A 26,261-nucleotide genomic window follows, 5' to 3' on the forward strand; every position below is an offset into this window, starting at 1 on the left:
GCCGTCCATGGTGGTGGCGGCGCCGATTCCGTCGCGCAGGGCTTGTTCGGTCATGGTGACCATGATGGTGAACGGTTCGCCGCCTGATTCGGGAAGATTCTCCGGATTCGCTGCGAGTTGGACGATCTCGGCGAACGCGTCCGCATCCCGTTCACCCGGGCAGCGAAGCTCCGGACTGTGAGCTTTGTTCAGCGCATCAAGGACACTGCGCAGTTTCAACCCAGTCTCGTTGTCCAGGTGTCCTTCGATGAGCCAATCACTGTTGCGCTGCCGCAACCAGATCTCTCGGCGCGGGCGCACCGGATCATGATCATTGGGTTCCTGCCCATCCGGATCCAGACGGGCATGCAGCTCCCTAATCGGACGACTCAACCCACGCGGCCCGGTCTCACTAGCCACCGTGGCCAAACACTTCTCCGCGATCGGCCACGATTCTCCGGTCAACACATCCGCGGGCAACTCGGCAGCGAACTTCCGGATCCGATCCACATGCTCAGCACCGACCTCGCCACGTGCATAGGCTTCCGCGGTATTCGGTAAATCCGGCGGCAACGGTTCACCACTGATCCCCAGCGAACCGAACAATGCCCGCGCACGCTCGGCGATCCGGCGCGCCTCGGCCAAACCCACCCGCGCCACATCCTCGACCATCCGCGCAGGCGAACCCCGATACCCGAACTCCACCGCCGCACCGCGTTTATCAAGCAGCGCAACAAGATCCAGCATCTCCGCCTCCGCGCGCCGCACCACCACGGCCTGTTCACGGAGCCGATCAAGCAACTCCCGATTCGACAACATCGCCGAACACTCCCCAGCGTTCATAATCTCTATACTACCAGACAACTGGGCTTCACTCGGCAATTTCATCGAAATCGCCCGAATGGACTAGGTCTTGTCGGATAAATGTCGGATCCGGGCGATGACGGCGTTGAGGAGAAGTACCGGCAGACTCACAGTTGCGCGAGCGACTCTGGTGCACCTCCTTTCCCCTTTGACCTCCACTAAGGTTGAGGTTCAATACTTGGTCATGACCATCTGGATTTGTGCCACCTGCGGCGTCGAACACCCCGATTCGCCGGAGCCGCCGCCCGGTGACTGCGCGATCTGCGCCGATGAACGTCAATACATTCCGCACGAAGGTCAGAGCTGGATCAGCCTGGACCAGCTCTCCGCGCAGCCACACGCAACCGTGCACCGGGAGCACGGCTTCGGCGTGCACGCGCTCTATCGCGAGCCGGAGTTCGCCATCGGACAACACAGCTACCTGGTGCAGACCGCCGAGGGGAATCTGCTGTGGGATCCGCCGAACTATCTGGACGCCGAAATCCTGGCCATAGTACGGAAACTGGGTGGTGCGGCCGTGATCGCGGCCAGTCATCCGCACATGTTCGGTTCGCAGGTCAGCTGGAGCACCGCCCTTGGCGGGGCCCGGGTACTCGTCAACGCCGCCGACCGCGCCTGGGTGCGCCGCGCGGACGCGGCCATCGAGTCATGGGATGAACTACTCGCCCCGCTTCCCGGGATCACACTGGTGAGGTTGGGCGGGCATTTCCCGGGCAGCGCGGTCGCCCACCTCGATGATGCGGCGGGCGGCACGCTTCTGGTCGGGGACACCATCGGCGGGGCCGCGGCCGAAGGCTGGCTGACTTTCCTGCGCAGCTACCCCAACCGGATCCCGTTGTCCGCGAACATTGTCCGCAGGATCGCCGACAGTCTCGAACCTTACGCGTTCGAGCGCTTGTTCGGTCTCGGCGGCAAAGCGATCCGGCACGGTGCCGCGCACGCGGTGCGGCGCTCCGCTCAACGCCATATCGACCGGGTCACCGGCGCTCACGACGAGCTCACGTGAACCACGCGCAGCCGCTCCGGCTACACCGCCACGCGGGCACCGCCGAACACCCGGTCCCCGTGCATCCACGCCACATAGTCGTGCAGCTCGGTGACGGACATGGCGGACAGTACTCGGTTCCGAGCCTGCGCGCGCTCGCCTTCGGGGTGCCAGAGCTGGATACTTTCCCTTGCCAGTGCCTGGATCCGGGCGGTCCGCTCGTAACGCGCGGCGTTGTAGGCGCGGAATTGCTCGGCCAAGTCGCCGGGTTCACCGAGCAGATCGCCGAGCACGACGGCATCCTCGAGGCCCATGCAGGCTCCCTGCGCGGCGTAGTGCAGCATCGGATGCGCGGCGTCGCCGAGCAGCGCCACGCGCCCGTCCGTCCAGTCGCGCACCGGATCGCGGTCGACGAGCACCCAGGTTCTCCAGTCGTCACCGAGTTCGAGCAGCCGCCGCGGAACCGGGCCGAGGACGGCGAATTCCGCACGGACGCGATCGTGCCCGACGGGAACACCGGCGAACGCGGTGCTCGCCCCGTCCTGGCTGCTGGCCGCGAGATTCAGGTACGTGCCACCGGCGATCGGGTAGTGCACGAAATGGCATTTCGGACCGGCCCACCAGGTGACCGCGTTCCACCGCAGCTCTTCGGGAACCCGCGCCATCGGAATGATCGCGCGATAGACGGTGATCCCGGAAATCCTCGGCTCGCCGTCGCCGATCAGCTGCCGCCGCATCGCCGAGTTGATGCCGTCGGCGCCGATCACCGCGTCCCCGGTGATCTCCACGCCATCCTCGAGCACAGCGCTCGCCCCGGCCACGTCCTGCCGGTACCCCACAACGGTCTGATTGCTGCGCAGTTCGATCAGCCCGGATTCCCGGCATGCGGCGAGCAGCAACGAGTGCAGATCGGCCCGGTGCACCACGACATACGGATTGCCGAACCTGCGGCGGTACACACCGGTGAGCGGCATACTCGTCACCCGCTCGCCGGTGATGCCGTCCATGAACCGCAGTTCGTCCACGTTCACCGCGCGGGCGCGCACGGCATCGCCGAGTCCGAGACGGTCCAGCGCATGGATACCGTTCGGGGCGAGCTGGATGCCCGCGCCGATCTCGGCGAACCGGTCCGCACGTTCGAGCACCACCACCCGGTGATCGTGCTCCGCGATGGCGATGGCCGCGGCAAGTCCACCGATCCCGCCACCGACGACGACGATTTTCGACACTCGTTCTCCTCCGGCTCAGGCTGGCTGGCTTCGGGATGTCAGCAACCGGGCCAGTTCCAATCGCTTGATCTTCACCGTCGCGGTCTGCGGCAGGTCCTCGAGCCGCCAGTGCACGGGATCCGCCATCGCCGGGAGCCCGGAGGCCGCGGCGCGCCAGGCCTCGTGATCGAGCGGCTGATCGTCCTTGGTGCACACGATGGGCACCGCTTTCCCGCTCTGCCCCGGAATGATGATCACCTCGGTGAGTTCCTCCAGCCGCGCGAACAGCGCGTCCTCGGCCGCCAGGGTGCTGCCGAAGCCCTCGATCACGTCCACCTCCCGGTCGAGCAGGTGCACACAACCGAGCCGGGTGCGGTACCCGACGTCCCCCATCCGCCACCAGCCGTCCGCGGAAACCTGTCTGTCGTACCGGTTCTGCTCGCCGAGGTAGGTCACGATCCGGCCATCGCTGCGCACCTCGATATAGCCGGGGTTCGCCGCCGAGGGCCGCCCGCCGTCCCTGCTCACCACGCGGACCGAGGTCATCCCGGGAACCGGCCAGCCGACACATCGCCCGTCGGTACCCAACCGCTTGCGTTTGGTGTAGCCACGCATGACCGCGGGGCCGACCTCGCTCTGCCCGTAGATCTGGCCGAACATCGGCGCTCGGCGCTCGCTCGCCCGCAGCAGCCGGTGCATGGTTCGCGGGTGGATGGCATCGAAGGTGCTGCTGAAGAATTTGACGTTGGCGAACGGTTTGCGCGGATCCTCGGCGAGCGGTTCCCATGCCATGTAGGAATTCGGGTGCGCCTCCAGGATTCCCGGTCGCAGCCGGGCGAACATCTCGGCGACGTGCTCCGGGGTGGCATCGGCGAGCACGACGATCGGGTACCCGCGGTGCAGCGAGATGGCCAGCGCGGTGATCAGCCGGGAGTGCACGAAGGACACGTGGATCGCGATCGTCTCACGGTTGCGCAGGATCGGCCAGGTCACCGTCGCTTGTGGACGGTAGCGGGCCTGCAGGGTGCGTCCGGTGTGTACGGCCAGTTTCGGGGTTCCCGTTGTCCCCGAGGTGTGCGTCACCAGCGTGGGATGCTCGGCGGGCATGGTCACCGCGGGGACCCGCGGTGCCCCGGCGAGCGCCCGCAGTTCGGTGGTGTCCGGGTGACTGCCCGAGGCGAGCAGCACCCGGTTCGCCAGCGCGAGGACCGAATCCGGTAACTCATCGTCCAGTTTGGACTGGTCGGTCAGCAGCACCGCGGGCTCGATGCGGCGCAGGAGTTCGTTCACCGTGGCACCGTCGAGTTTCGGGGAGAGCATGACCGGGACCGCGCCGATCCGGGCGATCGCGCAGGCGAGCAGGGTGAGATCGAAGCCCTCGGACTTGTACACCACGACCCGGTCTCCCGGGCGGACTCGCACCGACCAGAACCGGGATGCGATGTCCGCGACCAGATCCGCGACCTCCGGGATCGTCGCCCGCCGCCCCAGCCCGGGCGCGATGTCCAGATCGTGATCGAGAATGAGCACATTCGCCGGATGTGACGCCGCGGCGCGCTCGAACAGCGTGCCCAGCTGGATACCACGGTTCATAATCCGCTGCAGGAACATTGCGCCGCCCTATCGCTTTTCGATGACGTTTTTGATGCGTTCCAGGGTCGCCGTGATATCTCGTTCCAGTTTCGCGCCCCATTCGGTGAAGAATCGCCGCTGCTCCGCCTCGGTCATTTCGGCGGTGATGCTTCGGATTCCCTCGGTGGCCGTCCCCATGTGGAAGGCGTGCGTGAGTACGCAGCCGCTTCCGGCCGCGGCGAGTTCGAACGACCACACGCTGTCCTGCGCCGTCCCGGCCTTGGTGCGGATCGCCCAGCGAAAGACCCGGCCGGGTTCGGCGGCGATCACCTCGGCGTCCGTTGTCCAGTCCCCGCGCACGACCGGTGCCCAGCCGACTACGTCCGGCTCGCGGTGATTCCGGCCGCGGAACACCGAACCGACCGTGGCCGGTGCACCGGAAACCCAGGTGCCGCCCCGGCATTCCGCGCTCCACTCGGCGGCGCGCGGCATATCGCTGACCACCGCGTAGACCTCGCCGGGGGACGCGGAGACGCGAATATCGGCCCGGACCCGGAACAGCGGTGCTTTCGTGGTTTTCGACTGCGGCATGGTTGAATTGTCGCCCGCGCGCACCGGCGCCGGTCAACGCGCGAAACCGGGGTAAATCAGCTCGCCGATAATCTGTCAGTATTCCCCGCGGATTCCGCCGCTACCTGACATATTCCCGTTCGGATCCGAACCCGGTCACGGTACGGATTCTAGAGTGTGCGCATGCGAAAGCCCGGGTACCCGATGTGTTCGGCATCGGGTACCCGGGCGCGGTCCGCGCGGCTACTTCTTGGCCGGCGCCTGAATGCTCCAGGTGCGGCCGTCCGGGTCCCGCACCTTCATCTCCTGGGTGCCGTAGTGGGTCGGCTCGAACGGCGTGACCACCTCGACCCCCTCGCCCAGCTGGAACTCCTCCGCGCTCGCGGTGCGCAGCACCACCTCGGTACGCGGATCCTGACTCTCGGGTACCTCGATGAGCAGCAGATAGGGGCCGTCACCGTTACGCAGCATCCCGGAGCCGTCCTCGGTCTCGAACTCCACCTTGTATCCAAGGGACTGGAAGAACTTCGCGGCCTTCCCCCAGTTGTGCGTCTCGATGTACAGGCCTTCGATGCCCTCGGTCATACCGGATCAGTCCTTTCTCGCGGGAGTCTCGTCTTGTTCGTGCGCGGAGAGATACGTACGCAACGCATCGGCAACCAGGGCCGAGAGCGAGAGCTCGGCTTCGATGGCGTGGTGTTTGACCTGCCTGATGAGCTCGAGCGGCAGGTAGACATTGAACTGTTTGACGTCCTCTCCCATAATAGGATGCTAGCATACTACTATGCGCGGATTCGCGTGGAACGACTCGAGGAAGGCATCAGCCGATGAACCGCCAATGGTGGACGCTCGTCGTGGTTTGCGCCGCGACGTTCATCCTGTTGCTCGATGTCACGATCGTCGTCGTTGCCCTGCCCAACATCCAGCACGATCTGCAGGCGAGTTTCAGCGGCCTGCAGTGGTTCACCGATGCCTACGCGCTGACCCTCGCCTCGGTGCTGCTCACCACCGGATCGCTTGCCGACCGGTACGGAAGGCGGCTGCTGTTCCTCATCGGGCTCACCGTGTTCACCATCGGTTCGCTGCTGTGCGGTATCGCGGCCGATGAACTGATGTTGATCCTTTCCCGTGCCGTGCAAGGGATCGGCGCCTCGATCCTGTTCGCCACCTCGCTGGCCCTGCTGGCCAGTACCTTCGCTGGCAAGCAGCGCGGGATCGCGTTCGGGGTGTGGGGCGCGGTCGCCAGCGTGGCCACCGCGCTCGGCCCGCTGCTCGGCGGTGTGCTCACCACCGGAATCAGCTGGCGCGGGATCTTCCTGGTGAACCTGCCGATCGGCATCGTGGCGTTCCTCATCGCGCTGCGCAAGGTGGACGAGTCCCGCGCGCCGTACTCCAGCCGGATCGACTGGCCCGGCATGGCCACCCTCACGGCCGGGTTGTTCGGGCTGGTGTACGCGCTGATCCGGGCCAGCGCCTCGGGCTGGGGCGATGCCGGGGTGCTGATCGCCTTCGTGCTCGCCGCGGTGTTCCTCATCGCCTTCGTGGTGGTCGAACTGCGGGTGTCCGCGCCGATGTTCGACCTGACGTTGTTACGGATCCCGACATTCCTCGGCGGCTCGATCGCCGCGTTCACCATGAACGCCTCGATGTTCGCGATGTTCCTGTACCTGGTGCTGTACCTGCAGAACGGTCTGTCCTTCAGCTCGCTGGACGCGGGGGTCCGGCTGCTGGTGGCCTCCGGCTGTACGTTCGTCGCCGCGACCGTGGCAGGCCGGTTCGTGAGCCAGATCCCGGCGCGCTGGCTGGTCGGCGGTGGACTGGTGCTCGTCGGCGCGGGCCTGTTGCTGATGCGCGGGCTGAGCGCGGACTCCTCATGGACCCACCTCATTCCCGGTCTGATCGTCTCCGGGATCGGCACCGGAATGGTCAACCCACCGCTGGCCTCCACGGCGGTCGGGGTGGTGCCGGTACAGCGTTCCGGTATGGCCTCCGGGGTGAGCCAGACCTTCCGGCAGATCGGCATGGCGGTCGGAATCGCCTTGTACGGCTCGATTTTCGCCTCCGCGCTGTACGGGAACCTGGTCGGCAGGCTGGCTGGGCTTCCCGGGCCGCACGCGAGCGCCGAGCAGATCGCCGAGGCGGTCCGCAAGGGAACTCCCGCGAACGCGATAGCGAACGCCGCACCACAGGCACCGGAGCAGCTGGCGGGTGCGGTGCAGGCGAGTTACCCGGCCGCGGTGAACGTCCTGCTGCTCACCAGCGGACTGCTGGCGATCGTCGGCGGGCTGCTCGCGCTGATCCTCATCCGTGGCAAGGATTTCGTACCTCCGGCCCAGCCCAGTTCCGCCGGATCCCAGCAGCGGGCCGCGACGGGTTAGCTCATCAGCTCGGCGCCCGGGCCCTTGATCTGCCGGGTGATCAGTGAGGTCTCCACGGTCAGCACCCCGGGCAGCGCGCCGAGGCGGTGGGCGAGGTAGCCGTAACACGCGTCCAGATCCCGGTAGACGGTGAAGGCCACGATGTTCGCCGTGCCGCTCGTCGCCGCCGCGTAGGCCACCTCGATGTGCCCGGCGAGCGCCGCGGCGACCGCGTCGAGTTCCCCGGGCGCCACGGTCAGCCAGAGCACGGCCGTGCAGTCGTAGTCGAACCAGCCGGGGTCGATGTCCACGTCGTAGAAGAAGACCCCGCGCCGGTGCAGTTCGGTCAACCGCCTGCGCAGGGTGGATTCCGGTGTCCCGGTCAGCGCGGAGAGGGCGGGAAAGCCGGTACGCCCATCGACCGCGAGCGCACGCAGCAGCGCCTGATCGGCCGCGGTGATGCGCTCGGGCGGGCCGGGCTGTTCGGCGGGTTCGGGTTCCCGCAACCGCTCGATCTCCCCGGCCTCGAGCGCACCGAGCCTGCCGGGCCAGCCATGGGCACCCGCGAGATCGCGCAGCACGCAGTGCGCCGTGATCGCGTCGATCCGCGGGGTGCGGGACAGTTTCTCCAGCAGCAGGCTGCCCGAACCGGATTCGGCGTGCGCCATACAGGTCAGCTCGGTGCCACCGGAGGCGAGCGCGACCCAGGAGGTGTCCTCCCTGCGCGCCAGCGCCTGCGCGATCCGCGGCGCGGTGTCCGGGGCACAGCGCAGCCGCACCAGCCAGTCGGCCCGGCCGAGCCTGCGCCGGTCCGGAACCGCGACCACGCGCATCCCGGCATCCCGCAGCCTGCGGTATCGCTGCGCGAGCGTGCGCTCCGAGCACCCCAGCACGGCGGCGATCCGGCGCAGCGGGGTCCGCCCGGCGATGGCCAGCGCGTGCAGGATCCGCCGGTCCAGCACGTCCAGCGTGATGTTTTCCACCAGTCAAGGGTACTTTGGATGCATCATCAGCCGAATAGACCGGTGAAGAGTAGTGGAACCGCCGATCTCTGCGAACCTCGAGGTATGCAGAAAGACGAACTCGATCCGGTCGCGCACACCAGCAGGCTGACCGCCGCGATGCGCGCCGCCGAAAGCCGCAGGCCCGACGCGCTGTTCACCGACCCGTTCGCCGAACGACTGGCCGGTGCCTCCGCACGGCAACTGGCCGAGGACTTCGACGGCGGGCCCACGATCCCGGTGCGCACCAGGTATTTCGACGATGCGTTCGCCGAGCTGCGGCCGAGCCAGATCGTGGTGCTCGCCGCGGGCATGGACACCCGCGCGTTCCGGCTGGACTTCGCCCCCGGCACCACGCTGTTCGAACTCGACCGCCCGGCTGTGCTCGCCCACAAGGAGCGGGTCATCGACGCTCCGGCACGGTGCGAGCGCAACACCGTGGGCGTCGATCTGGCCACGGATTGGCGGGATCCCTTGCGTGCAGCGGGTTTCCAGGCCGACCGGCCGACCTGCTGGCTGGTCGAAGGGCTCACCCAGTACCTCGAGGAGTCCGCCGTGCTCACCCTGCTCGACCGGCTCACCGAGCTCAGCGCGCCGGGCAGCACCCTGCTGCTTGACGTGGTCGGGCGTTCGGTGCTGGAGGCGCACACGATGCGCGCGACGCTGGACTGGATGGCCGAGCACGGCGCACCGTGGCTGTTCGGCACCGAGGAACCGGAGGCGCTGCTGACCGCACGCGGCTGGGATCCCGAGGTGTCCCTGTTCAGCACGGTGGGCACCCGGCTGGGCCGCTGGCCGTACCCGGACGCGCCGCGGGGAACACCGGGTGTCCCGCACGGCTACCTTATCCGCGCGACACTGCGCTGAGCGGAACAGCGGCACGGCGCAGCTCCCGGTCGACCAGTGCGGCCGCGGCTCCGGTGTACTCGGCCGGATCGCACAACCGGTCCAGTTCTCCGGTCTCGATACACCCGGCGAGCTCGGACTCCCCGGCAAGCAGCTCGGCCAGTGGTTTCCCGGTCCGGCCCGCTTCCGCCGATGCCGCGCTCAGCAGCCGTTTGGCGGCGGCCTTCCCGATCCGCGGGGCCAGCACGGCCGCGATCCGCTCGGAAACCACCTGACTGCCGGTGATCCCGAGGTTGTCCCGCATCCGCTGCGGCCGCACCTCGAGTCCCTCGGCCAGTTCGACCGCGGTGTGCGCGGCCCCACCGGTCAGCCGCAGGCATTCGCGCAACAACAACCATTCCGCGTGCCAGGCACCAGCCGAGCGTTCGTCCTCGGTGAGCAGGCACTGGGTCAGCCCGGTCGCGAGCGCCGGAACCTGCATCGCCGCACTGCGCAGCAAGGTGGCGAGCACCGGATTTCGCTTGTGTGGCATGGCCGAGGAACTGCCCCGCCCGTCCGCTCCCGGCTCGGCGAGCTCACCGACCTCGGTCCTGGCCAGCGACTGCACATCGAGCGCGATCTTGCCGAGCGCCCCGGCGGTGCACGCCAGTGCCGAGGCGAGATCGGCCATCGGGGTGCGCAGTACGTGCCACGGCAGCACCGGGCGGGCCAGGCCGGTCTCCGCCGCGAACGCGCCGGCCAGCCGGTCGGTGTACTCACCCGGATCCGGATGTGGCTGCCCACCGTCGATCCCGGCGTATTCCAGGTACCCGGCCAGCGTTCCCGCCGCACCGCCGAGCGCGACCGGCAGCCCCTCGGCGAGCAACCGTGCCAGCCGGGCATCGGCGTCCAGGACGAGTTCCCGCCAGCCCGCCGCCTTCAGGCCGAACGTGGTGGGCACCGCGTGCAGGGCCAGGGTGCGCCCGGCGAGCACGGTGTCCCGGTGTTCGGCGGCGAGCCGGCCGATGGCGGTGGCCGTGGCGCCCAGATCGGCCCGGATGAGCCGGATCGCGCGCTGCGCGACCAGCATCGCGCCGGTGTCCAGGATGTCCTGGCTGGTGGATCCGCGGTGCACGTATTCGGCGGCGGCCGCGTCCTCCTCGGACACCACCGCCGTGAACGCCTGCACCAGGCCCACCACCGGATTCGCGGTCGCCCGCGCGGCGATCGCCAGCGCCCGCAGATCGAGCCGTTCGGCCCGGGCCGCGCGGCTGATCACCGCGGCCACGTCCGGCGGCAGCGTGCCGAGCCGGGCCTGGGCCCTGGCCAGTGCGGCCTCGGCGTCGAGCATCGCCTGCAGCCATGCCGTATCGGAGACCGCCGCTTCGACCGGGGTCCCCGCCCGTACCGGGGAAAGCAGCCCGGAATCGATCATACGATCACACCCATCAGCCGGGTGCCCTCCACCGCGGGCCGCCGGATCGGGGTAGCGGTCGGCATGTCCAGGATGGTCCGGGCTATCGCATCGGAGTCCCCGAGGGTGACCGAGTCGACCCCCGGCCGGATCCCGGCGGCGGTGACCCAGTGCACCGCCTCGGTCGGCACCCCGTACGCGAACCGGCGCGGATGCGCGCGGTCCTGGGTGTCGACAAGGCGATAAGGGCGTTCGGTGACCGCGAGTCCGCCGGTTTCGTAGGTTTCCCCGGCCGCGCCGGGGATCCGGTAGGTGCGGCACTGTTCGGTGGCCAGCAGGTGCCGCATCAGCGGATCGGCGGTGCGCCGCAGATCCGGTTCCGGCAACCGCGCCTCGATCAGCACCTCGGCCCGGATCGGCGGGCCGGGCACGATCCCGGACTGGGCCACGAATGCGGGATCCTCGGTGTCGATGCAGATCTGGGTTCCGGGCCCGGTGATCTCCAGGATGCCCGCCTCGATCAGGGCGATCATCTCCTCGATCCTGGACACCGGCGGCCCGATGGAGAGGAATGCGTTGAGCGGGGTGTACCACGCGTCCAGCTCGTCCTGATGCGAATCACCGGCCAGGCCACCGTGATCCACCACGAGCCGGATCTCGTTGCGCAGATCGCGCAACACATCCAGCGCGGCCTTGAGCGGTCCGTCCACATTGCCCGCCTTGGCCTCCCGGACATCCCGGGCCAGATAGTCCAGCAGCCAGGCGCGGAACTCGGCCCGATCGGCGAATTCCAGTCCCTGACAGGGATGCGCGATCCGGTCCCAGTCCCAGCGTTCGGCTGGCGCGATGCGGTAGGTGTCCAGCAGCAGGTCTTCGTCCCGGTCCCCCGATGCGGACAGATAGCGCCGCACGAACGGCTCGGGATCCTCGCCCCGGGAGCGCAACAACGCGCCGTAGTAGACGCTTTCCACTTCCAGCGCGATCAGCGGCCACACGTCGGCGCCGAAGCGAACCCCCGCGCGCTCGCGCAGCCGGGCGATCACTTCCGGGGTGAGCAGCCGGGGACGGTACCGGCCGAAGGCGCCCTTCTGGTTCTCCCCGCGCGCGTGGTACGGCACCCCGCGGCGGGAACTGGCGTACAGCACGGGTTCCCGCCCAGACGGCCGGTACCGTAACCGGTCCCCTTCGCGGACAAAGGACCCGCCGCGGCCCACCGTGAACAACGCCATGTGGTCGAAGAAGTTCAGGCCGAGGCCGCGCAACAGCACCGGACGGCCCGCTTCGATCGCGCTCAGTTCCAGATCGGCGGGATTGGCGGGCGGAACATAGGTGAGCAGATGGATCCGCGCCAGGCTCGCCGTCCGTTCCTCGCGCGCGGAAAGCCGCGCGGGCAGGTGCCCCTGGGCCAGCACCACCGCGTCCAGTTCGTGCAACCGGGTACCGTCCTCGAGGCGAACTCCTTGTGGGCCACCGGCGATCCCGTTGGTGTCCGCCATCGCCACGGCACGCGAGCGATGCACCGCGATCGTGACGTGTTCGGGTGCGCGTGCCACGATCTGCTGGAAGGAGTCGTTCAGGTAGCGGCCGTAGAAGGCGCGAGTGGGATACGAGTCCGGGCCAAGACTCCGCGCCTCGGCAAGCGTTTCCGCCTCGTATTCGCCCAGTTCACCCAGCAGTGCCAGGCTTTTCGCCCACTCGTACAGGCTCGGACCTGGCTCCACCGGCCCCTCGATCCGTGCGCTGTCATCGGTGTAGACGGTGATCTGGGCGGCCACCGTATTGGTGAGCAGATACCGGGACTGTTCGGCGCGCCACACCGCTCCGGAACCGGGAGCGGACGGATCCACGATGTGCACCGTGATCGTCTCGTGGGTGGCCGCGGCGCGTTCATTGGCGCACAACCGCTCCACAATGGACAGTCCGCGGGGACCGGCACCGATGACGCAGATCTCGAGGTGACCGGGTCTCATCTGGCCACCCCGTTCGCGATGAGCTCCGCGATCCGCGCGCCGAGGATGCGGACCCCGTCCTTGGTGAGCACCGATTCGGCATGGAACTGCAGCGAGGCGAAAAACGGCGCGCGGAGTGCGTGTACCTCGCCGGATTCGGCGTCCCTGCTCACCTCGACCACGCCGAGCGGTCCGCAGTCGACCTTGTCCTCGGTGCACCGCGCGGCGAAGGTGTTGTAGAAGCCGACCAGTTCGCGCGCGCCGAACAGGTCGATCTCGCGCTGCAACCCCTGATTCGGCACATCCTTGCGGAGCAATGGGAACCCGAGCCGCCTGCTGAGCACCTGATGGCTCAGGCACACCGCGAGGAACGGGAGACGGCGCTCGAGCAGGGTGCCGATCGCCGAGCTGAGGTGCGCGATCTTGGGATGCTCGGGATCCCGCGGATCGCCGGGCCCCGGCCCCATCACGACCAGATCGTGGCCGTCCAGGAAATACGGTTCGTCGAACCGGCACACGGTGACCTCGAGCCCCATGGACCGCAGCTGGTGATCGAGCATCGAGGTGAAGGTGTCCTCGGCGTCGACCACCAGCACCCGGCGACCGGCAAGTTCGGCTCGCGGCCACGCGCGGTTTTCCTCGCTGTGCTGCCAGAAACCGGCGAGCGTCGCATTGCGGTCCCGGAGCGCGGCCCGCACACTCGGATGCTCGGCGAACCGCTGCGGCTGCTCGGCGCGCAGCGCGGCGAGCAGCCCGGCCGCCTTCGCCTTGGTCTCCGCGACCTCGGATTCCGCTTCGGAATGCCGGACCAGGGTGGCGCCGACCCCGATCCGGATCCGCCCGGTGGCGCCGATGTCCGCGGCGCGTATCAGGATCGAGGAGTCCAGGCAGCGGTTTCCCCGCTCGTCCCGCCCGATCAGCGCGATCACCCCGCTGTAGTAACCGCGGCCCTGCGGTTCATAGCGGGCGATCACCCGGCACGCGCTCTCCAGCGGGCTGCCGGTGACGGTGGGCGCGAACATGGTCTCGCGCAGGATCTCGCGCGGATCGCGTTCGCTGTGCCCGAGGATGAAGTACTCGGTGTGCGCGAGGCGAGCCATCTCCTTCAGCCGCGGCCCGACCACCCGTCCGCCGTGCTCGCAGATCCGGGCCATCATCTTCAGTTCCTCGTCCACGACCATGTACAGCTCGTCGGTTTCCTTGCGGTCGGCCAGGAAATCCAGCACCGCGGGCAGGCTCGGACCCGACGGCGGATAGCGATAGGTGCCGCTGATCGGGTTCATCACCGCGGTTCCCTCGTGCAGGCTCACGTGCCGTTCGGGCGTCGCGCCCACGAAGGTCCGGTCACCGGTGTGTGCGATGAACGTCCAGTAGGCGCCCGTTTCCCTGGTCAGCAACCGGCGGAAGAAGGAGAGCGCTTGCCCTGTGGTGTACCCGGTGATGTCGGCGAGGAACGAGCGTTTGATCACGAAGTTCGCGCCCTCGCCCTCGCCGATCTCCCGGTCGATGATCGCGCCGACGGTCTCCGCATAGGTCTCGTCGGCCACGTCGAATTCCTCGCCGGTCAGGCTGATCGGCAGGTCCGGGAGCCGGGCGAGGCCGTGTTCCAGTGGAATCGTGTCCTGCTCGGTGACGGTCATCGTGATCAGCGGCTCGCCGTCGTCGGCGCACGCGTAGCCGCGCTCGGTGATCTGCCGATAGGGCACGATGGCCAGTACCTCGTGGCCCGCGCCGGAAGCACCGTCCGGCAACGCGATCTCGGCCAGCGTGTCCACCGTGGACGTCTCGCCGAGCAGGATCTCCAGCCTCGGTTCCGTGTTCCGCTCCGGGCGATACAACAGGGCGAACGGGGGCGGATCCGGTGCCAGTGCCCGGTCGAGCAACTCGACCTGATTCATGGCAGCACCTCTTTCGCGGTGGTCACCACCGCGCAGCGCTGCGCGGCGTAGTCGATGGCGAGCCGGTGATACCGCGCGGAGAAGTCCGCGATGGCATCCGCGACCAGGAAGGTCTCGATGTCGTTGGTGAACGCCTCGACCGCGGTCATCAGCACACCGACATGCGCGTACACGCCGCACAGCACCAGCTGGTCCCGGCCGAGGGTACGCATCCGGGCCAGCAGATCGGAACCGAAAAACGCGCTGTAGCGCCATTTCACGAAGGTCCAGTCGTCCTCGGCGGGAGTGAGCGCGTCGACCACCTCGCGGTCCGCGGGCGCCACCCGCATGCCCGGCCCCCAGAAGTCCTTGAGCAGGCCACGTTGCCGTTCGGTCATCCCGCCGGGCTGCGCGGTGTAGCCGACCGGGACACCGAGCGAAGCACACCGCGCGCGCAATACGGCGATGTTCGAGACCAGTTCCTCGCGCAGGCCACCGGGCAGGGGGCGCACGAAGAACCGTTGCATATCGTGCACGAGCAGCACCGCGCGGTCCGGATCGGCGGACCATCCGGCGATGTTCTCCGGCAGGTCGCCTGCGGCCGGCATCGAGTACGGCTCGATCGTGGGGATTCCTGCCATGGGGCTCCTCCGGGAATTCAGGGGAATATCAACTGCCAAGGGTCGCTCCGCCGTCCACGGTCAGTTCGTGCATGGTGATGTGGCTCGCCCGTGCGGAGAGCAGGAAGGTCACCGCGTTCGCGATATCGGCGGGCGCGGCGATCCTGCCGAGCGGAATACCGAGCCGGTAGGTGTCCAGGCTGCCCCGGACGGTGGTCTTGGGGCCGGACTCGTCGTGCCACATCGAGCTGAGCATCGGGCTGTCGGTGGAGCCGGGCGCCACCACATTGCACCGGATGCCGTGCCCGGCCAGTTCGAGGCCGAGACACTTGGTGAACATCGTGGCCGCCGCCTTGGACGCGGCATAGGCGGCCATCTCCAGTCGCGGGGTGCTCGCCGCATTGGATGCCACGGTCACGATCGCGCCCCGGGAACGCTGCATCATCCGCACGGCGACCGCGCGGGAGAGGTGGAAGACACCGGTGGTGTTGACCGCGAAGGTAGTGTGCCAGTCCTGCTCGGTCAGTTTGGTCGCCTCACCGAGCCGCAGCACACCGGCCGCGTTCACCAGATACTCGACCGGGCCGAGCCGGTCCTCGATCGCCGCCACCGTGTCCGCCACCTGACCGGAATCGCTGACATCGGCGGGAAACCCGGTCACTCCCGCTCCCGCGATCGCCGCCAGCCCCTCCGGATCCCGGTCCACCGCGGCGACCACCGCCCCGCGTTCCCGCAACGCGCGCACCACCTCGGCGCCGATCCCACCGGCCGCGCCACTGACCACCGCGACCTCGTGTTCCATCAGGCACACCTCCTCGTCACCCCAGCCACGCCGAAACCACCCGCAGCGCCTGGCGCGGATTGAGCCGTGGATCGCAGAAGCTGGTGTACTTGTCTCCGACGTGTTCGATCTGCGCCGCGGTCGGCACGCACTCGGTCACCTCGTCGGGTGTGGTCTCCAGATGCAACCCGCCGGCGACCCCGCCCGCGGAGCGCACCGCGACCTGGAACTGCCGCACCTCGCTCATCACCGTGCGCAGGAACCGGGTCTTCAGCCCGTCCGCGGTCTTGACCGTGTTGCCGTGCATGGGATCGCTGAGCCAGATCACCGGATGTCCCGCCGCCCGGACCGCTCCGACCAGCGGCGGCAGCATCCGCGCCACCTGCGCCTCGCCCATCCGCGCGATCAGGGTGAGCCTGCCCGGCTCGCGATCCGGGTCCAGCCGCTCGCAGACGGCGAGCAGATCGTCCCTTGTCATGCCCGGCCCCACCTTGCACGCCACCGGATTGGCCACCCTCGCGAGCAGCGCCACGTGTGCGCCGTCCACCTGGCGGGTGCGGTCGCCGATCCACGGCAGATGCGTGGACGTGAGCAGCAGATCACCACGAACATCGCGGCGCAGCAGGGGAATCTCGTAGTCCAGCACCAGGGCCTCGTGACTGGTCCACACCGGAGCGAGCAACCGCGCACCGCCGGTTCCCGAACCCCAGCCCAGATGCCCGAGCACCTCGCCGGAGGCCTGATAGGCCGACATCATCCGGTCCGGATCGGCCTTGCGCAGTTCCGGATCGGGCTCCGGCGCATTGACCAGATGCCCGCGGTACACCGGAAGTTCCCGGCCGCCGACCCGTTCGACCGGGGCCGACCGGGGTTTGGCGAACTGGCCGCCGATGCGCCCGATCCGCACCACCGGTTTGTGCGTGGCCAGCATCAGCGCACCGGCCAGCAGCTCCAGCACCCCGACCTTGCGGGCCACGTAGCCGCGAGTGCACTCCGCCGGGTCCTCCGCGCAGTCGCCCGCCTGCACCGCGACCGCCTCGCCGAGGCTCACCGCGGCGAGCAGCGCGCGCAGGTTGCGCACATCCTCGGCACGCACCAGCGGTTCGGCGAACCCCAGTTGTTCGCCGATCTGCCTGGCCCGCACCGGGTCGTGCCACGGCGGCTGCTGCTGAGCCGGTATCCGCCGCAGGTCGGTCACCGCACTGTCCACTGTGGTCTCCTGACTCGGTGTCCCGGTCATGGTCTCGGTACCCATCCGGCGCTGTCCCAGAACCGGAGCTGACGCAGTTTCGGCGTGGTCGCGATGCGCGCCACCGTTTCGCCGCCGAGGATCATCGTGCTCGGCAGTTGCGGATCGAACAGGGGCAGCGCTGGTGCACCACTGGCCCGCGGCACACCGGTCCACGCGAAATTCGCGACCAGGTCCATGAACACGCCGGAGATCCTGCGCTCGAGCGGGCCGTCGCCGAATTTCGCCACGTTCCCGGGAATCCCGTTGGTGCCGAACAGGAACGGGGAGGTCGCCTCGTGCGGGGTGCCGAAGTACGGCGGCCGCACCGGATGCGCGAACTCCATGGCATAGAACGGGGTCCGGCCATGGCGCGCGTGCCGTTCGGCGAGCCGGACGATCTGGTAGCGGAACAGCCCATCGCCCCACACCTCGGTCCAGATCGAGAGCGGATCGGTGGGCAGTCCGTCCGCCACCGCCGCCGCACGGTAAGCGGAGACGCAGGCATCGACCTGTGCGTTGGTGACCCGCACCGCGCCCTTGTCCAGAAAGGCGTGCACGCAGTCGTGCAGTTCGGCATCGTTCGCAGGCGCCGGGCGCGGATCCGGAACCGGAGCGCCCGGGGCGGTGTAGAACGAACCCTCGGTGTCCGCGTGGATACTGAACACCGGGATCCGCGGGTTCGGCGCCTGGTACTCGAATTCCGGCAGCCAGCGCCCGCCCCGCACCGGTCCGCGGTATTCCCGCCCGCTGCGCACGATCCGCGCGGTCGGGCTGCCGGCGAACACCGATTCCCAGACCCGCTGGAGCTCGGCGGGCGAGACCGAACGCAGTCCGCGCACCGTGGTGTCCAGCCGGCGCGCCATCGTCCGGTAGACGGTGCGCGCGTCCTCCGGGGTCAGGGTGTTCGCCGGATTCCAGACATGGCACGGACTGATCGGCACCATCCGGCGGACGATCCCCCGCAGTTCCGGCAGAATGCCGAGCTGCCAGGTGCTCGCACCACCCGCCGAGGTACCGACGAGCGTGATGTTGTCCGGGTCCCCGCCGAAGGCGCCCGCGTTCCGCTTCACCCAGCGCAGCAGCGCGGCCTGATCCTGCAGTCCCCAGTTCGCGTTGCTTCCGGTCACCGGGTCGGCCAGTTCCTCGTGGTGACCGAAACCGAACGGACCCAGCCGGTAGTTGAAGGTCACCACCACCAGGTCACCGCGCTCGGCGAGCCGCGCCCCGTCGTAGGTCGGTTCACTGCCCGCGCCGAGCAGCCAGCCACCGCCGTGGATGTAGACCAGAACCGGCCGCTTCCCCTCGGTGTCCGGGGTCCATACGTTGGCGTACAACGAATCCTCGCTGCCGCCCGGCAGAATCAACTGGTACGAGGGTGCGGCGAAGCTGGTGGCGTCCCGCACTCCGGACCACGGCACCGGCGGCCGCGGCGAGGCGAACCGTAAGGCACCGACCGGTGGCTGTGCGTACGGCACCCCGCGAAAGATCGCCAGCGAACCGCTGCGCTGCCCGGCGACCCGGCCGGAACTGGTGTGTGCCACCACCTTTCCGGCCGCGGCGACGCCACCGGGCCGGGCCGGCGCCTGGCTGCTCGCCGCCGCAGAGATGGCCGCGCCGGTGGCACCGGCGAGAAAAGTTCGTCTCTGCATACGACACACTCCCCTTCCGCGGGGCGAGGAAGTTCCACGGCCCAAGATCCATTCTCATTACCCGCCCCTGCGCCCACGAATAAGAAATTCCGACTCCGTCAGGTGACGAAAAGTGAGTCAGCTGCCCGAAAATACGTCAGGTCCGGGATACTTCCCGGACTTGCGCTGGCCCGATGAGCACCCACGATAACGTTAGGTTGCGCGCCGACACAGCCCGGTGTAACTTCGGTTGCGGGTCCATTTCGCGTTTCTTTCTATCAACCCAAGATCAGAATTAGTGGGTATTCATGTGCGGTATGACCGGCTGGATCGGCTTCCAGCACGACCTGACCAAGTGTTCCGCGACGATCGAGGCCATGACCGAGACCATGGCCTGCCGGGGCCCGGACGACACCGGGAGCTATCTGGCCCGGCACGTGTCGTTCGGGCACCGCAGGCTTTCGGTGATCGACCTCGAAGGCGGCAGCCAGCCCATGACCGCCGAGCACGACGGGGAAACCGAGGCGGTCATCGTCTACACCGGCGAGGTGTACAACTTCCGCGAACTGCGCGCGGAATTGCGCAGGCGCGGTCACCACTTCCGCACCGAGAGCGACACCGAGGTGGTGTTGCGCGCCTACCTGGAATGGGGCGAGGAATTCGCCGAACGGCTGAACGGGATGTACGCCTTCGCGATCTGGGACGCGCGCACCGAGGAACTGCTGCTGGTGCGCGACCGGATGGGCGTGAAGCCGCTGTACTACTACCCGACCGCGGACGGTCTGCTTTTCGGTTCGGAGCCGAAGGCGATCCTCGCGCATCCCGAGGTGCGCGCGGTGGTCGGGGCGGACGGCATCCGGGAGATGTTCGGCATCGTGAAGACGCCGGGACACGCGGTGTTCGAAGGCATGTACGAGGTCCGGCCGGGAACCCTGATCCGGGTATCGCGCACCGGACTGCGCACCACGACCTACTGGCAGCTCGAGGCCGCACCGCACACCGATGACCTGGAAACGACCATCGGCACGGTGCGCGATCTGTTGTCCGACATCGTCGAGCGGCAGCTGTTCGCCGATGTTCCGGTCGGCACCCTGCTTTCCGGCGGGCTGGACTCCAGCGCGGTCACCGCACTGGCCGCGCGCACCATCGCCGGGCAGCGATCGAACGAGCCGCTTCGTGCCTACTCCATCGACTTCACCGGCCACGACGATCGGTTCGAGGCGAACATCCAGTGGGCCGATCCGGACACCCCGTTCGCCGTCGAGGTCGCCGAGTACACCGGGGCCGAACACGTACACGTCCTGCTGAACAACGCCGATCTGCTGGACCCGAAGGTGCGCCGGGCCGCGCTGCACGCACAGGACTTCCCGGTGTCCGCCGGTGACATGGAGTACTCGCTTCTGTTGCTGTGCAAGGCATTGCGCAAACACGTCACGGTGGCGCTCTCCGGTGAGGCTGCCGACGAACTGTTCGGCGGCTACACCTGGTTCCACGACCGGGAGGCGATCGACACCGACACCTTCCCGTGGCACACCCCGTTCCGCAACGGCGGCGGGATCGACGCGTGGCGCGCGGTCGGGCTGTGGGACCGGCTGGAGTTCACCGACTACATCAAGCACCGCTACGACGAAGCGCTCGCCGAGGTACCTCGGCTGGACGGGGAATCCAGCACCGAAGCCAGGATGCGCGAGCTCAGCTATCTCAACCTGACCCGGTGGGAACGCTGGCTGCTCGACCGCAAGGACCGGATCAGCATGGCGGTCGGGCTCGAGGTCCGGGTGCCGTTCTGCGATCACCGGCTGGTCGAGTACGTGTTCAACGCGCCCTGGTCGATGAAGAGCTTCGACGGCCGGGAGAAGAGCCTGCTGCGCGCCGCCATGCGCGGACTGCTGCCGGAATCCGTGCTGGAGCGCAAGAAGAGCCCTTATCCGTCCACACAGGACCTGAGCTACGAGCGCGCGCTGCGGGCGAAGCTGTCCGAACTGCTCGCCGCGGACGCGCCGGTGCGGGAACTGGTGTCCGCGGCCGAGATCCGCACACTGCTCGACGTTCCGGAAGGGTCTTACCGGGTCGGCGGACTGTGGACCGCGCGATCGGTTCCGGAACGCCTGATCGAGTTCGACAACTGGGTGGCCGACTACGACGTGACCGTCCGGCTCTGAGCCGGACGGTCCCGGTCAGCCGAGCAGTTCGCGGACGGCGGGCACGACCTGACCGGCGAACCGCTCCACCTGCCCGAGTTCCTGGCGCTCGGGCCAGAAAACGAAGCTGCGGAAGGGTTGCTCGGTGGCCAGCCGGGCGATCAGCCGCGCCCACTGTCCGGCGGTGCCACGGATCGGCGCCGAACCCTGCCTGGCCTCCGCATCGCCCTCGGTATCGGTGATGGTGCCCACCAGCTGGGACATCCGCAGCACATCCGCGGGATCCCGGCCGGCCGCGAGCGCCGCCTCGTCGAGGATCGCGTTCGCGTTCGCCCACTTCTCGTAGGGCAGATAGGCCGGGATCGGCGCGGCCCAGCCCTCCGCGATCCGCCCGGTGAGCCGCAGCGAACGCGGCCCCTGCGCGCCGATCCAGATGCCGATCGGATGCGCGGGCGCCGGTCCCGCCTGAGCCCCGTCCAGGCTGTAGTACTTGCCGCGGAGCCCGACGGTGCCGCCCGGCCGCCACAGCGCGCGCAGGATCTGCACGGCCTCCTCGAGCGCGTCCAGCGCGTCGGCCGGGCTGAGCCGGTCGACGCCGAGGGTGGTGATCGCGTCCCAGTAGCCACCGGCCCCGATGCCGAGCTCGAACCGCCCGCCGGAGAGCAGATCCAGGCTGCTCGCGGTCTTGGCGAGCAGGGCGGGCGGGCGCAGCGGCAGCGTCACCACATCCGGGAAGAACCGCAGCCGATCGGTCCGCGCCAGCATGGTCGCGATCAGGCTCATGGTGTCCACGAACGCCGGTACGTACGGATGATCCTGCACGCCGACCAGATCGAGCCCGCCCTCCTCGGCCGCCGAGACGAGATCCTCGTGCAGGGCCAGATCGACCGAGGGGGAAAGGGAGAAACCGAATTCCAGTTCTGCCATGGCCTTTTCCATCACCGTCACGCCGCGGGCCGGTTGCCGATCGCGGTCGCCATCACCACGTGTGCCGCCGAGGCGAGCGTGACGTGCCGATGCCAGCCGTCGAAGGTACGGCCCGCGTAGTCCCGGATCCCCACCCGTTCGGAGATCTCCAGGAAGTCCTGGTCCACCCGTTCGGTCAGCTGCGCCAGCCGGACCAGTGCGGACGGTTGCGCCGTCGTCATCGTGGTGAGCCAGATCTGGCTCGGCCACTTCTGCCCGGGTTCGGCCATGCCGAGCAGGAGCAGATCCTCGGTGTGCTCCGCCTGCGCCGGGGTGCGCACCCGAACGGCGGCGACGAGCGTGGTCCGGGTGGCCGAACCGGAACCGGCCGAGACGACCATCCGCCGGGTTTCCCTCGCTGCCAGCATGATCTGGTAGGTGGACAGGAATTCCCCGGTGTGGCCCGGCAACGCGCGGTCGGTCACCAGGAGCCGGGTCGCGTGGCACACCCGGGACAGCAGCGGCACCCCGGTCGCGCGGAACCGCTCGGCCGCCTTCACCGCATCCATGTCCCGCGCGTCCAGCACCACCGGCTGCGCCGGGAGTTCACGCCGCATGGCCATGCCGAGGAACGCCTCGATCGCGCAGTCGCCGAGCGATTCCGGGCCGACATCCTCGGGGATCGCCGCCCGCTTGCGCCTTCCCGCGTCCTCGAACCAGGCAGGCGGAAGCCGCAGACGCCAATCGATCGGGCTGCTGATGTCCTCGGTGGCCGACCAGACACCCACCGCCTGCTGGGCGTTGAGCACCCGGCCGAACGCGGGGAAGTAGTCCTTGCCGACCCCGACCGAGTGTTCCCCGGCCTTCGGAATCACGATCGGCCGCACCACCCAGGCCTTCGGCGGCGCCAGCTGCATCACGTACCGCGCCAGCGCCCGCCGCACCGGCAACCAGTTCCAGGTCGATTCACTGATGAAATGATGCAGGCTCTGTTCGGTCGCCTGCCCGTCGAGCAGGGCCGCGATGTTCCGGATCGATTTCCGCCCGTCGACCTCGAGCAGACCGCGCAGGTATTCCAGGCCCCTCCTGCGCTGATCGGCCCGGGCCAGCGAGGCGAACAACACCGATGACAGTTCGGCGAGCACGACGGTGTCCACGGCAGCCGGCACCGTCACCGGCTTCGGTCTCTGCATTATCCCCAGATATGGCATACTTTTTCCATTTATGCGTCCCCAGTTGTATTTGGTAACCACTGTACCGGGCGACCGGGATTCTGACCAGCTTTATTTTTCACCCCGCCGAAGCCTGGACACCGGCCATCGTCCGATGAAACCATTTGTTGATCATTCTTGTCCGAGATCCGATCGGTGTGCACCGCAATGGTCACAGCGAGTCATCGAATAGCCGCACACCACGGCATGACGCGGTTTGGGTAGTCACCCTCAGCAAGTTCGCCACGGTAGCCGAACACATCCGTTTCGTTACCGTAATACGGTGAAGGGCTTTGTTTATTCTCCGGACACCGGCCCTAGCGCATTTCCGTGACACCGTTCCAGAAAAGTATCCGACACGAGTGGAATTCACATTGAATTCACCGGAACAGGTTCGGCGCGCCGCTGGGCCCGCTCGCCGAGCACCGGAATGCGCGCTCAGCAGACGAGGAAGCCATTGTCACCGGCTTCCTGCGGGTCGCCCGGGAAATAGCTCATCGAGAATTCCGCCGTGTGCAAGGCGATGGTGAGCAGGGTCCGCCACTGCTCGGTGACCGGGAGCGTGGTGTCCGGGCGCATGATCACCGGCGCGGCGCCCTTCCCGGAAACGATCTTCGCGCGCTCGGCCGGTTCCTGACCGGCGAGCCGGTCACGCAGCCCGGCGAGGTAGTCGAGGCGGAGCTCGGTGCTGGATTCCACGACCGGGATGGTGTCCTCCCCGGACAGTTCCGCGTCCAGGAAATGGTTGGTGTGCAACAACCAGCCGTCCGCACCCTGCTCGATGACCGCGGTCCGCCGTGGGGACAGCTCGATGCTGACCGAGCGCCCGCGCGCCACGACCGTGAGCACGGTGGACGCGCTCACCGGCGCGGAACGAGCCAGCGCGATCGCCTCCTCGACGCTCGTCGCCTCCTCGATCACCCGCCGCGCGATCGCGTGCACCGGAACACCCGTGCCCGAACCATCGCTCGCGTGGCTGAGGATGTTGAAGTGCACACCGAGGCCGGCCTCGTTGAGCCCGATCTTGCCGAGCACACCGAATTCGGTGAACAGTTTGAACCGCAGCCCGGAGCTGCCCCGCCCGGAGAGCAGCAGCCCCTCGGGGGCGAGTTCCTCGTGCCAATCCCAGGTCTGCATGGTCTGCGGGGCGACGCCGCCGGGATTGAACACCATGGTCGAGCACTCCCCCTCCGCCGAGGGCGGGAGGTGGGCCATGATCTCGGTCCGCCCGTCGAGCAGGGTGACCGCCGCCAGCGGAAGGCCCGCCCCTTCGGCGATCCCCTCGAGTTCCGCGGCCAGTTCCGGGGACCACCGGGCGAGCGCGGCCTGGCTGTCCGCCGCCACCGAGGCGACGGTGTCCGCGCCGACGCCCGCGGTCGCGAAGAACTCCCCGTACAACCGGCTCACCAGCCGGATCTGCTCCGCGAATGCGGCGCCGATCGCCCGCCCCCGGTCACCGGGACGCACGGAGGCTGCGTGGTGCTCGTGAAGCCGCATGTCACTCCTTCGCACTGCCGACCCGGTGCCACTGCCCACCGGACTCGAGGTCCGCGAATCGACTACACCGCGATCGGCGCGCTGATCCTCGGGTGCGGGTCGTAGCCCTCGACCGTGATGTCCGCGAGGGTGAACTCGTCGATATCGCGCACCGCGGGATTCAGCACCAGCCGCGGCAACGGGCGTGGTTCCCGGCTCAGTTGCTCACGGGCCTGGTCGAGGTGGTTCAGGTAGAGGTGCGCGTCACCGAGGGTGTGCACGAACTCGCCCACCTCGAGATCGCAGACCTGGGCGACCAGGTGGGTCAGCAGCGCGTAGGAGGCGATGTTGAACGGGAGCCCGAGGAAGATGTCCGCCGAGCGCTGATAGAGCTGGCAGGACAACCGTCCCTCGGCGACGTAGAACTGGAACAGCGTGTGGCACGGCGGCAGCGCCATCCGGTCCAGATCGGCGACGTTCCAGGCACTGACCAGGTTCCTGCGCGAATCCGGGTCGGTCCTGATCCGCTCGATCACGGTGCGGATCTGGTCGATGTGCGCACCATCGGGACTCGGCCAGGAGCGCCACTGGTACCCGTAGATCGGGCCGAGCTCGCCGTTCTCGTCCGCCCACTCGTCCCAGATGCTGACCTTGTTCTCGTGCAGCCACCCGACATCGGTCGCTCCCCGGAGAAACCACAGCAGCTCGGCGAACACCGAGCGGGTGTGCACCTTCTTCGTGGTGAGCAACGGGAATCCGCTGCCGAGGTCGAAGCGCAGCTGATGGCCGAACACGCTCAGCGTGCCCGTCCCGGTCCGGTCTTGCTTGCGCGCCCCGGTGGTCAGTACGTGGTCCAGCAGGTCCAGATATGTCCGCACGGTGAAGACTCCTCAGCGCAGTGCGCGGTCGAGCAGCGGGAGCAGGCGATCCCAGTGCTGCTGCAAGGCGGCGGGATTGAACGCGGCGGTGTCCGACATGGTGAACCCGTGGATGCTGTCGGGGTAGATCTCGGTGCGGTAGCTGACCCCCGCGGCCTCGAACGCCTGGTTCAGCTCGCTGATCGTCTCCGGGGTCATGTCGTTCTCCGCGAGCCCGAGGTGCACCTCGGCGGTGAGCGCGCCGACCTGGCGGTGCGGGCTGTCGGCTTCCTCGGTGACCAGCTGGGCGGGGTGGAACCCGGCCACGGCGGCCACCCGGTCCGGATGCGCGATTCCGGTGCGCATCGCCAGCAGGGCACCGATGCAGTACCCGATCGCCGCCACCGGCCCGGCGCTCACCTCGGGCTGTTCGGTGAGGAACCGGATGTAGGCCTCGGCATCGCGCAGCACCCGCTCGGTGCCGTGCTCCTCGAGCAGCGGCATCAGCTGGGCGAACACCGCGGGCCGGTTCTCCTCGCTGATGTGCTCGGGCAGCTCGAAGACCGGAGCCGGACCGCGCCGGTAGTAGAGATTGGGCACCAGCACGTAGTAGCCGTGCCCGGCGAGTTCGGTGGCTTTCCGCTCCAGTTCCGGCCGGATTCCGAAGGCGTCCGGGTACAGCAGCACTCCCGGATGCGGTGCGCCGTCCCCGGGGTGCGCGGCGAGCGCGTCGGCCTGACCGTCCGCGGTCGGGATCCGCAGCGTTGTGATGGGCATATGCCGAGCTTGTCACACTCCACTGGGTCCCG

General features: G+C 68.4%; 23 protein-coding genes. 4 read left to right on the forward strand and 19 right to left on the reverse strand.

What is annotated here, in order from left to right; all coding sequences use genetic code 11:
• The coding region (locus tag AD72_RS27215) for a DUF222 domain-containing protein (RefSeq protein ID WP_055731214.1) at positions 1 to 822 on the reverse strand (822 nt) is incomplete at its 3' end.
• Positions 823 to 1,027: 205 nt separating this feature from the next.
• On the opposite strand from AD72_RS27215, the gene AD72_RS27220 reads away from it, so the two are divergent.
• Complete coding sequence (locus tag AD72_RS27220; protein ID WP_031469460.1) at positions 1,028 to 1,849, forward strand: MBL fold metallo-hydrolase; 822 nt, start codon at positions 1,028 to 1,030, stop codon at positions 1,847 to 1,849.
• Positions 1,850 to 1,869: 20 nt separating this feature from the next.
• On the opposite strand, the gene AD72_RS27225 is transcribed toward AD72_RS27220, so the two are convergent.
• The 5 genes from AD72_RS27225 to AD72_RS27245 form a co-directional block, all read right to left on the reverse strand.
• Positions 1,870 to 3,057, reverse strand: coding sequence for an FAD-dependent monooxygenase (locus AD72_RS27225; RefSeq protein WP_031469461.1), 1,188 nt, complete (start codon positions 3,055 to 3,057; stop codon positions 1,870 to 1,872).
• A 15-nt stretch (positions 3,058 to 3,072) separates the two neighbouring features.
• On the reverse strand, positions 3,073 to 4,629 hold the full coding sequence (locus AD72_RS27230; RefSeq protein WP_231644978.1) for a class I adenylate-forming enzyme family protein: 1,557 nt from the start codon (positions 4,627 to 4,629) through the stop codon (positions 3,073 to 3,075).
• Positions 4,630 to 4,656: 27 nt separating this feature from the next.
• The gene (locus AD72_RS27235; protein ID WP_031469463.1) at positions 4,657 to 5,199 is read right to left on the reverse strand and encodes an SRPBCC family protein; all 543 of its coding nucleotides are present in this window, start codon (positions 5,197 to 5,199) and stop codon (positions 4,657 to 4,659) included.
• Between the two features lie 222 nt (positions 5,200 to 5,421).
• Positions 5,422 to 5,763 carry a VOC family protein gene (locus AD72_RS27240; RefSeq protein WP_031469464.1) on the reverse strand — a complete coding sequence of 114 codons (342 nt, stop codon included), beginning with the start codon at positions 5,761 to 5,763 and terminating at the stop codon, positions 5,422 to 5,424.
• Between the two features lie 6 nt (positions 5,764 to 5,769).
• On the reverse strand, positions 5,770 to 5,940 hold the full coding sequence (locus tag AD72_RS27245) for a ribbon-helix-helix protein, CopG family (protein WP_031469465.1): 171 nt from the start codon (positions 5,938 to 5,940) through the stop codon (positions 5,770 to 5,772).
• 65 nt (positions 5,941 to 6,005) lie between these two features.
• Here AD72_RS27245 and AD72_RS27250 point away from each other — a divergent pair, with 65 nt between their 5' ends.
• Positions 6,006 to 7,556 carry an MFS transporter gene (locus AD72_RS27250; protein ID WP_031469466.1) on the forward strand — a complete coding sequence of 517 codons (1,551 nt, stop codon included), beginning with the start codon at positions 6,006 to 6,008 and terminating at the stop codon, positions 7,554 to 7,556.
• Here the strand turns inward: AD72_RS27250 and AD72_RS27255 are convergent.
• The gene (locus tag AD72_RS27255) at positions 7,553 to 8,518 is read right to left on the reverse strand and encodes an Lrp/AsnC family transcriptional regulator (RefSeq protein ID WP_031469467.1); all 966 of its coding nucleotides are present in this window, start codon (positions 8,516 to 8,518) and stop codon (positions 7,553 to 7,555) included. The two genes, AD72_RS27250 and AD72_RS27255, sit on opposite strands and share 4 nt — an antisense overlap.
• A gap of 84 nt (positions 8,519 to 8,602) precedes the next feature.
• Here AD72_RS27255 and AD72_RS27260 point away from each other — a divergent pair, with 84 nt between their 5' ends.
• Positions 8,603 to 9,403, forward strand: coding sequence for an SAM-dependent methyltransferase (locus tag AD72_RS27260; RefSeq protein WP_031469468.1), 801 nt, complete (start codon positions 8,603 to 8,605; stop codon positions 9,401 to 9,403).
• On the opposite strand, the gene AD72_RS27265 is transcribed toward AD72_RS27260, so the two are convergent.
• Genes AD72_RS27265 through AD72_RS27295 form a run of 7 tightly spaced genes read right to left on the reverse strand, consistent with a single transcriptional unit; the run spans position 9,381 to position 18,882 of the window.
• Complete coding sequence (locus AD72_RS27265; RefSeq protein ID WP_031469469.1) at positions 9,381 to 10,796, reverse strand: nitrosuccinate lyase; 1,416 nt, start codon at positions 10,794 to 10,796, stop codon at positions 9,381 to 9,383. The two genes, AD72_RS27260 and AD72_RS27265, sit on opposite strands and share 23 nt — an antisense overlap.
• Positions 10,793 to 12,745: an FAD/NAD(P)-binding protein gene (locus tag AD72_RS27270; protein WP_031469470.1), complete on the reverse strand. Its 1,953-nt coding sequence runs from the start codon at positions 12,743 to 12,745 to the stop codon at positions 10,793 to 10,795. Before AD72_RS27270 ends, AD72_RS27265 begins: the two co-directional genes overlap by 4 nt.
• Entirely contained in the window at positions 12,742 to 14,622 is a 1,881-nt protein-coding gene (locus AD72_RS27275) for an anthranilate synthase family protein (RefSeq protein WP_031469471.1), read from the reverse strand. Before AD72_RS27275 ends, AD72_RS27270 begins: the two co-directional genes overlap by 4 nt.
• Positions 14,619 to 15,242: an isochorismatase family protein gene (locus tag AD72_RS27280; protein WP_031469472.1), complete on the reverse strand. Its 624-nt coding sequence runs from the start codon at positions 15,240 to 15,242 to the stop codon at positions 14,619 to 14,621. The genes AD72_RS27275 and AD72_RS27280 overlap by 4 nt, the downstream gene beginning before the upstream one ends.
• A 28-nt stretch (positions 15,243 to 15,270) precedes the next feature.
• The gene (locus tag AD72_RS27285; protein WP_031469473.1) at positions 15,271 to 16,023 is read right to left on the reverse strand and encodes a 2,3-dihydro-2,3-dihydroxybenzoate dehydrogenase; all 753 of its coding nucleotides are present in this window, start codon (positions 16,021 to 16,023) and stop codon (positions 15,271 to 15,273) included.
• A gap of 16 nt (positions 16,024 to 16,039) precedes the next feature.
• Complete coding sequence (locus tag AD72_RS27290) at positions 16,040 to 17,257, reverse strand: 3-deoxy-7-phosphoheptulonate synthase (protein WP_063890805.1); 1,218 nt, start codon at positions 17,255 to 17,257, stop codon at positions 16,040 to 16,042.
• Positions 17,239 to 18,882, reverse strand: a complete 1,644-nt coding sequence (locus AD72_RS27295; RefSeq protein ID WP_031469475.1) for a carboxylesterase/lipase family protein — start codon at positions 18,880 to 18,882, stop codon at positions 17,239 to 17,241. The genes AD72_RS27290 and AD72_RS27295 overlap by 19 nt, the downstream gene beginning before the upstream one ends.
• Before the next feature lie 287 nt (positions 18,883 to 19,169).
• On the opposite strand from AD72_RS27295, the gene asnB reads away from it, so the two are divergent.
• Positions 19,170 to 21,023 carry an asparagine synthase (glutamine-hydrolyzing) gene (gene asnB / locus AD72_RS27300; protein WP_031469476.1) on the forward strand — a complete coding sequence of 618 codons (1,854 nt, stop codon included), beginning with the start codon at positions 19,170 to 19,172 and terminating at the stop codon, positions 21,021 to 21,023.
• Positions 21,024 to 21,038: 15 nt separating this feature from the next.
• On the opposite strand, the gene AD72_RS27305 is transcribed toward asnB, so the two are convergent.
• From AD72_RS27305 to AD72_RS27325, 5 genes are all read right to left on the reverse strand, one after another.
• Complete coding sequence (locus tag AD72_RS27305) at positions 21,039 to 21,929, reverse strand: LLM class flavin-dependent oxidoreductase (protein ID WP_031469477.1); 891 nt, start codon at positions 21,927 to 21,929, stop codon at positions 21,039 to 21,041.
• A gap of 17 nt (positions 21,930 to 21,946) precedes the next feature.
• On the reverse strand, positions 21,947 to 23,083 hold the full coding sequence (locus tag AD72_RS27310) for an IS701 family transposase (RefSeq protein ID WP_231644980.1): 1,137 nt from the start codon (positions 23,081 to 23,083) through the stop codon (positions 21,947 to 21,949).
• Between the two features lie 474 nt (positions 23,084 to 23,557).
• Complete coding sequence (locus AD72_RS27315; RefSeq protein ID WP_031469479.1) at positions 23,558 to 24,616, reverse strand: C45 family autoproteolytic acyltransferase/hydrolase; 1,059 nt, start codon at positions 24,614 to 24,616, stop codon at positions 23,558 to 23,560.
• 62 nt (positions 24,617 to 24,678) lie between these two features.
• Complete coding sequence (locus AD72_RS27320; protein WP_031469480.1) at positions 24,679 to 25,473, reverse strand: thymidylate synthase; 795 nt, start codon at positions 25,471 to 25,473, stop codon at positions 24,679 to 24,681.
• Between the two features lie 12 nt (positions 25,474 to 25,485).
• On the reverse strand, positions 25,486 to 26,229 hold the full coding sequence (locus tag AD72_RS27325) for a dienelactone hydrolase family protein (protein ID WP_031469481.1): 744 nt from the start codon (positions 26,227 to 26,229) through the stop codon (positions 25,486 to 25,488).
• Positions 26,230 to 26,261: the final 32 nt, after the last annotated feature.

This window comes from Sciscionella sediminilitoris (assembly GCF_000737195.2).
In the GTDB taxonomy this organism is placed as follows: Bacteria; Actinomycetota; Actinomycetes; order Mycobacteriales; family Pseudonocardiaceae; genus Sciscionella; species Sciscionella sediminilitoris.